Origin of the sequence: Streptomyces sp. NPDC127114, from assembly GCF_042677525.1 — a bacterium.
In the GTDB taxonomy this organism is placed as follows: Bacteria; Actinomycetota; Actinomycetes; order Streptomycetales; family Streptomycetaceae; genus Streptomyces.
Genome location: NZ_JBHXTJ010000052.1, coordinates 40,590 through 47,032, shown reverse-complemented (window position 1 = coordinate 47,032; position 6,443 = coordinate 40,590). Strand labels below are relative to the sequence as shown.

Annotated in this window: 6 protein-coding genes; 2 read left to right on the top strand and 4 right to left on the bottom strand. The window is 73.6% G+C overall.

Annotation, left to right across the window (positions count from 1 at the left end):
• Together ACFVGS_RS33085 and ACFVGS_RS33080 are read right to left on the bottom strand one after the other, a co-directional pair.
• The coding region (locus ACFVGS_RS33085) for a serine/threonine-protein kinase (RefSeq protein WP_385695716.1) at window positions 1-968 on the bottom strand (968 nt) is incomplete at its 3' end.
• A 126-nt stretch (window positions 969-1,094) separates the two neighbouring features.
• Window positions 1,095-1,958, bottom strand: a complete 864-nt coding sequence (locus tag ACFVGS_RS33080) for a VOC family protein (RefSeq protein WP_385695714.1) — start codon at window positions 1,956-1,958, stop codon at window positions 1,095-1,097.
• 321 nt (window positions 1,959-2,279) lie between these two features.
• Between ACFVGS_RS33080 and ACFVGS_RS33075 the strand changes: the two genes are divergently transcribed.
• Window positions 2,280-2,927 (top strand): TetR family transcriptional regulator, encoded by a 648-nt coding sequence (locus ACFVGS_RS33075; RefSeq protein ID WP_384421154.1) that lies wholly within the window; start codon window positions 2,280-2,282, stop codon window positions 2,925-2,927.
• A 250-nt stretch (window positions 2,928-3,177) separates the two neighbouring features.
• Here ACFVGS_RS33075 and ACFVGS_RS33070 read toward each other — a convergent pair whose 3' ends face one another.
• Together ACFVGS_RS33070 and ACFVGS_RS33065 are read right to left on the bottom strand one after the other, a co-directional pair.
• The gene (locus ACFVGS_RS33070) at window positions 3,178-3,675 is read right to left on the bottom strand and encodes a nitroreductase family deazaflavin-dependent oxidoreductase (protein ID WP_385695711.1); all 498 of its coding nucleotides are present in this window, start codon (window positions 3,673-3,675) and stop codon (window positions 3,178-3,180) included.
• On the bottom strand, window positions 3,676-5,145 hold the full coding sequence (locus ACFVGS_RS33065; RefSeq protein WP_385695708.1) for an acyl-CoA dehydrogenase family protein: 1,470 nt from the start codon (window positions 5,143-5,145) through the stop codon (window positions 3,676-3,678).
• Between the two features lie 114 nt (window positions 5,146-5,259).
• On the opposite strand from ACFVGS_RS33065, the gene ACFVGS_RS33060 reads away from it, so the two are divergent.
• On the top strand, window positions 5,260-6,426 hold the full coding sequence (locus ACFVGS_RS33060; protein ID WP_384421149.1) for an acetyl-CoA acetyltransferase: 1,167 nt from the start codon (window positions 5,260-5,262) through the stop codon (window positions 6,424-6,426).
• The last annotated feature ends 17 nt before the right edge of the window (window positions 6,427-6,443 follow it).

Sequence of the window (6,443 nt, the reverse complement as noted above, 5' to 3'; positions counted from 1 at the left end):
CCGCCCCACTCCGCGGGCTCGCGCGGCGGGCGCGGCGGCATCGGCGGGGCGGCCGGGGGCGCCGGCTGGGCGGGACGGCCGCCGCGCCGCGTCTCGATCATGGCGACGGCACTCTGCGGCAGCCAGGCCGCGGCCGTACCGCTGTCGTCCTCGCCGGAACCGAAGAGATGCGGCGCGAGCATGGCCTGGAGGTCGGCCGGGGTGGGCCGCTTGGCCACGTCCATCTGCATGCACGCGTCGATGAGCGGACGCAGCTCGTCCGGCAGCCCCTCCAGGTCCGGGCCCTCGCGCAGCAGCATGAAGACGGTCTCCACCGGGTTGGCGCCGTGGAAGGGCGCGTGGCCGGTGGCGGCGAACACCAGCATCGAGCCGAGCGAGAAGACGTCGCTGGCGCCGGTGACGCTGCGGGAGTCGCGGGCCTGCTCGGGAGACATGTACGCGGGCGTGCCCACGGCGACGTTGGTCATCGTCAGCCGTGTGTTGGAGACGCCGGACGCGATGCCGAAGTCGATCACCCGGGGGCCGTCCTCGACGACGAGGACGTTGGACGGCTTGAGGTCACGGTGGACGAGCCCGGCGCCGTGGATGGACTGCAGGGCCTCGGCGACACCGGCCGCGAGCCAGCGCACCGCCTGGGCCGGGAGCGGCCCGCACTCGTTCACTATCTCCTCGAGGGAGGGCGCCGGCACGTACGCCGTGGCCAGCCACGGCACGGCGGCGCGCGGATCGGCGTCGACGACGGCCGCCGTGTAGAAACCGGAGACCGCGCGGGCGGCCTCCACCTCGCGGGTGAAACGCACCCGGAACAGCTGGTCCTCGGCGAGCTCCGTCCGCACGGTCTTGATCGCCACCCGCCGCCCGGACGCCGAGCGCGCGAGGTACACGAGGCCCATTCCGCCCGCGCCGAGCCGGCCCAGCACCTCGAAGGGCCCGATCCTTCTCGGGTCGTGCTGCGTCAGCTGCTCCACTTGCCTGCCACCTCCCCGTAGGGCCATGAGATTACGGCCCCGTGGCCCCTGATTGTTCCTGTCCGGGGCGGTGGTTGCGAACCCGGGGGCGGATCGGGGTGTCACGGCTCATTTCGGAAGGGCGGCTCAGCCTTGTTCGGTGTGCTTTTCGGGGCTCTCCGGGTGCTCCGGCGTCCGCTCCGGGCGGCCGGGCGGTCGGGGTGGGGCGGGCTTGGCCGGGAGGTCGGCCAGGACGGCGAAGCGGGCGCCCTGGTTGTCGTGGAGGACGGCGATGCGGCCGTGGACGGTGTCGAACGGGTCGGTGGTGACGCGGCCGCCGAGGCGGACGGCGGTGGCGCAGGCCTCGTCGCAGTCGCGTACGGCGAAGTAGACGAGGACGTGGCCCGGCATCTCGGCGGGGAAGGCGTCGGTGATCACGGCCCGGCCGCCGAAGGCCGTGTCGTCGCCGGGGCGGGAGCCGGGCGGGGACCAGACGCGGTAGTCGAAGCCGCCGTCGCGGCCCTCCTCGGCGGGGTCGACGTGACGGCCGAGCCAGCCGAAGACGGTGGCGTAGAAGGTGTCGACGGCGTCCGGCTCCCGCGTGTAGACCTCCATCCAGCAGAACGAGCCGGGTTCGTTCGTCACCTCGAAGCCGTCGTCGTCACCGGCCTGGCGCAGTCCGAAGACGGCACCGCCGGGGTCGGCTGCGAGGGCGAGGACGCCGAAGGGGCCGACGGGGTAGGGCTCCATGACCATCTGCCCGCCGGCTGCCTTGACGCGCGTGGCGACGGCGCCGGCGTCGTCGGCGGCCAGGTACACGGTCCACGTGGTGGGCATGCGGCCGTCCCGCTTGGGCACGAGCCCCGCGACCCGTCGCCCGCGGAGCAGCGCCTCGTCGCGGTCGGGGTCGAAGGTCCAGCCGAAGAGCTCACCGTAGAACCGCTTGCCCGCCTCGAGATCGGGAAGCTGCGCGTCCACCCAGCACGGGGTGCCCTGTGTGAATTCGGCCATGGCTCCAGAATGGGTCCGCTCCTTCGGTGCCGCACCCCTCCATAAGCGAACATTTGTCCCGTTATGGAGCCCGGAACCCTTGTCCCGCCTGGGTTGTCCACCGAAGTTATCCACAGACTGTTAATAAGCCTATCGAGGTCCGCCGCCCCCGCGCGGCCCCGCACGAGCACCCGCCCGTACCCCGTCCGCGCCCCGCCCGCGCCCCCGCATGCCGCTCCCGTCACGCCCCGCCGGACCGCCCGCTCGACCCCCGCTGGAGGGCCCGCACCCATTTGCAGTCGGCCGAATCGCGCGTCGATCACCCCTCGGTAAGCTGACGGCATGACAGGACAAGTACGCACCGTCGACGGCCGCGTGGCCGGACGACGCGGCCAGGCGACGCGGCAGAAGCTGCTCGACTGCCTCAGCGAGATGCTCAGCTCCTCGCCCTACCGGGACGTCAAGGTCATCGACGTGGCCCGGAAGGCGGGTACTTCACCCGCGACGTTCTACCAGTACTTCCCTGACGTCGAGGGCGCCGTCCTCGAGATCGCGGAGGAAATGGCCAAGGAGGGCGCCGGGTTGACCGAACTGGTCAGCGGACGCTCCTGGGTCGGCAAGGCCGGCTGGCAGACCTCCGAGGACCTGGTCGAGGGATTCCTGGACTTCTGGCGCAAGCACGACGCGATCCTGCGGGTGGTGGACCTCGGGGCCGCGGAGGGCGACAAGCGCTTCTACAAGATCCGCATGAAGATCCTGAACTCGGTCACCAACTCCCTGACGGACGCGGTGAAGGAGCTCCAGTCGAAGGGCAAGGTCGACAAGGACCTCAGCCCCGCGGCGATGGCGGGCTCGCTGGTGGCGATGCTTGCGGCCGTCGCCGGCCACCAGAAGGGCTTCCAGGCCTGGGGCGTGAAGCAGGCCGAACTCAAGCCGAACCTCGCCCTGTTGGTGCACCTGGGGATCACGGGCAAGAAGCCGACGAAGTAGTCCCCTCCCCCTTCACCCGTCCTGTCGCGCCGGCGGCGGTCCCGTACCCCCTGCATTCCTGCACGAGGTACGAGGCCGCCGCCGGTCTGCTTTCGCCCGCCCTGGTCTCGGGCCCGGCCCGCCTCGGGCCCCGCCGCGCCCTGGTCAAGCCGCCTCGGCCCCGCCGGCACTCGGCCCCCGGCCCTGGCCCCGCCGGCCCCCGGCCCCCGGCCCTCGGCCCTGGCCCCGCCGACTCCCGGTCCTCCGCCTCTCACTTCTCCGGTTTCCCTCGCTCCGGCGGGACGCGCGTCAGGCGGAACAGCCGGATCTCCCGCTCGATCCGCGCCTGGTACGTGGCGTACGGCGGCCAGAACACCAGCGCCGCCCGCCAGGCCTCGGCCCGCTCCTCGCCGGTCAGCAGCCGTGCCCGTACGGGGAAGCTCTCGCCGCGCCAGCTGATCTCCGCGTCCGGATGGGCGAGCAGGTTGCCGGTCCAGGCCGGATGCCCGGGGCGGCCGAAGTTGGAGCCGATCAGGAGCCAGGTGCCCTCCGGTTCCGGCATGCAGGCGAGCGGGGTCACGCGCGGCCGGCCGGACCGGGCGCCCTTGGCGGTGAGCACGACACCCGGCAGCATGCGGGCGCTGAGCAGCACCTTTCCGCCGGTGAGCCGGTGCACGGCGCGGTCCATGGCGGGGATGACGTGGGGCGCGACCCTGGCGAAGGCGCGGGTGGAGGAGATCTTCTGGATCAGGCGCAGACCGACGGGCACCTAGGCCACCTCCCCCGCGGCCGGGCCGGTGAAGAGTCCGCCCAGTTCGGCGGCGCGGGCCCGCAGGCGTACGGCCGGGCCGAAGAGGAGTTCGTCGGCGGCGGCGCGCTTGAAGTAGAGCTGGGCGTCGTGTTCCCAGGTGATGCCGATGCCGCCGTGGAGCTGCACGGTCTCGGCCGCGGCGGCGCGCTGCGCGTCCAGGGCCTGGGCCAGCGCGAGCAGGGCCGGGACGCCGTCCGGTTCGCCGGCGGCGCAGACCGTCAGCGAGCGGGCCGACTCGATCTGGACGAGGAGGTCGGCGAGGCGGTGCTTGAGGGCCTGGAAGGAGCCGACGGGCCGGCCGAACTGCTCGCGGACCGTGACGTGTCCGACGGTCAGGTCGAGGGCTCCGCGGGCGGCGCCGACGGCCTCGGCGGCGAGCGCGAGGGCGGCCGTGCGTCCGGTCGCGGCCAGTGCTCCGAGCGTGTCCGCAGGGTCCTCGCCGAGCAGTTCGGCCTCGACGTCGCGGAGTCGGACGGTGGCCTGGGAGCGGGTGAGGTCGAGGGTGGGTTCGCGGTGCCTGGTGAGTCCGCGGGCATCGGCCCGTACGAGGAAGAGCAAGGTGCGGCTGCGCGGGAAGCCGCCGGTGTGCGCGGCGACCAGGAGGAGTCCGGCGCTGTGCCCGTCGAGGACGTGGCCGGCCTCGCCGTAGAGCGACCAGTGCTCGCCGTCGGGCCGGGTGGCCTGGATGCCGCCGGAGCGGCCGCCGCCGGACCAGGGTTCGGCGGTGTTGTCGCCGGTGAGGCCGAGGGCGAGCGGCAGCGAGCCGCCGGGGAGGGCGAGTGCGCAGGTCAGGGTGGAGTCGGCGATCCGGGGCAGGAGTTCGGCGCGCTGCCGCTCGGTGCCGAGTGCGGTGATGAGCGGGGCGGCGAGGACGCCGGTGGCGAGCAGCGGCGAGGGGACGAGCGCGCGGCCGGTCTCCTCGCAGGCGGCGGTGAGTTCGGCGGGGCCGCAGCCGGCTCCGCCGTACTCCTCGGGAAGCGTGAGTCCGGGCAGGCCGAGGGTCCCGGCGAGGGTGGCCCAGAGCCGGGTGTCGTATCCCTCGGGCGTGTCGACGGCGGCGCGGACGTCGGCCGGTCCGGCGCGTCTGGCGAGGAGCTCGCGCAGGGTACGGCGGATCTCCCGCAGGACCTCCTGCTGGACCTCCTGCTGGACCTCGTGCTGGACCTCCTGCTGGACCTCGTTCCGACCCTCGTTCCGGGTCCCCTCCCGGGACTCCCGCCCGGCCTCCGGGGTCACCCGCCCGGCCTCCCGGGACTCCCGCCCGGCAGCCTCCGGGGTCTCCCGCCCGGCAGCCTCCTGGGACTCCCGCCCGGCAGCCTCCGGGGTCTCCCGCCCGGCAGCCTCCTGGGTCTCCCGTCCGGCCCTCCGGGACTCCCGGATGTCCTGCTGTTCTTCCGTGACGGCGGCGGTACGCGTGGGATTCGACATGAACCTCGGGTCTCCCCTCCGTATCTGACGGTGCGTCATGCTAGGCCCGGCCGGGACAGATGCACAGCCCCGACGGGACGCCGGATCCAGCAAATCTGATGTACCGTCAGATTTATGCCCACCACCACAACGGACCGCCGCCGTCGCGTCGCCGTCGTCGGCATAGCCCTCTCCGACTGCGGCCGGGTCGACCAGGCCACGCCCTACGCCCTGCACGCCCAGGCCGCCCGCCGCGCGCTCGCGGACAGCGGCCTGGACCGCTCCGTGATCGACGGCCTCGCCTCGGCGGGCCTCGGCACCCTCGCGCCGGTGGAGGTCGCCGAGTACCTGGGGCTCCGCCCGCGCTGGGTGGACTCCACGTCCGTCGGCGGCGCCACCTGGGAGGTCATGGCGGCGCACGCCGCCGACGCCGTGGCCGCCGGGCACGCGAACGCCGTGCTCCTCGTCTACGGCTCCACCGCCCGGGCCGACATCAGGGCCCGCCGCCGCACCGGCAACCTGTCCTTCGGGGCGCGCGGGCCGCTGCAGTTCGAGGTGCCGTACGGGCACAGCCTGATCGCCAAGTACGCGATGGCGGCGCGCCGTCACATGCACGAGTACGGCACGACCCTGGAGCAGCTCGCCGAGGTGGCGGTGCAGGCACGGGCGAACGCGGCGCTCAACCCGGAGGCGATGTTCCGCGAGCCGGTCACGGTCGACGAGGTGCTCGACGGCCCGATGATCGCGGACCCGTTCACCAAGCTGCACTGCTGCATCCGCAGCGACGGCGGCTGCGCCGTGCTGCTCGTGGCGGAGGAGTACGTGCCGGACACGGCGAAGGCGCCGGTGTGGGTGCTCGGCACCGGAGAGCACGTCTCGCACACGACGATGTCGGAGTGGGAGGACTTCACGGTCTCGCCGGCGGCGGTGAGCGGCCGGCTGGCCTTCGAGCGGGCGGGGGTGCGCCCCGCCGACGTCGAAGTGGCGGAGATCTACGACGCCTTCACCTACATGACCCTGGTGACCCTGGAGGACCTGGGCTTCTGCGCGAAGGGCGAGGGCGGGGCGTTTTTCGCGGACAAGGACCGGCTGCCGGTGAACACGGACGGCGGCGGCCTCTCCGCCTGCCATCCGGGGATGCGGGGGCTTTTCCTGCTCGTGGAGGCGGTGCGGCAGCTGCGCGGCGAGGCGCCGGGGCTCCAGGTGCGACGGCCGGACGGCTCGCTGCCGGAGCTGGCGGTGGCGTCGGGGACGGGCGGCTGGTTCTGCTCGTCGGGGACGGTGGTGCTGGGCCGGGGCTGAGCCCCCGTACACGCTCC

Coding starts and splice junctions, on each gene's coding strand:
- ACFVGS_RS33080 (WP_385695714.1), bottom strand. CDS start 1,958: ATGGCCGAATTCACACAGGGCACCCCGTGCTGGGTGGACGCGCAGCTT.
- ACFVGS_RS33075 (WP_384421154.1), top strand. CDS start 2,280: ATGACAGGACAAGTACGCACCGTCGACGGCCGCGTGGCCGGACGACGC.
- ACFVGS_RS33065 (WP_385695708.1), bottom strand. CDS start 5,145: ATGTCGAATCCCACGCGTACCGCCGCCGTCACGGAAGAACAGCAGGAC.
- ACFVGS_RS33060 (WP_384421149.1), top strand. CDS start 5,260: ATGCCCACCACCACAACGGACCGCCGCCGTCGCGTCGCCGTCGTCGGC.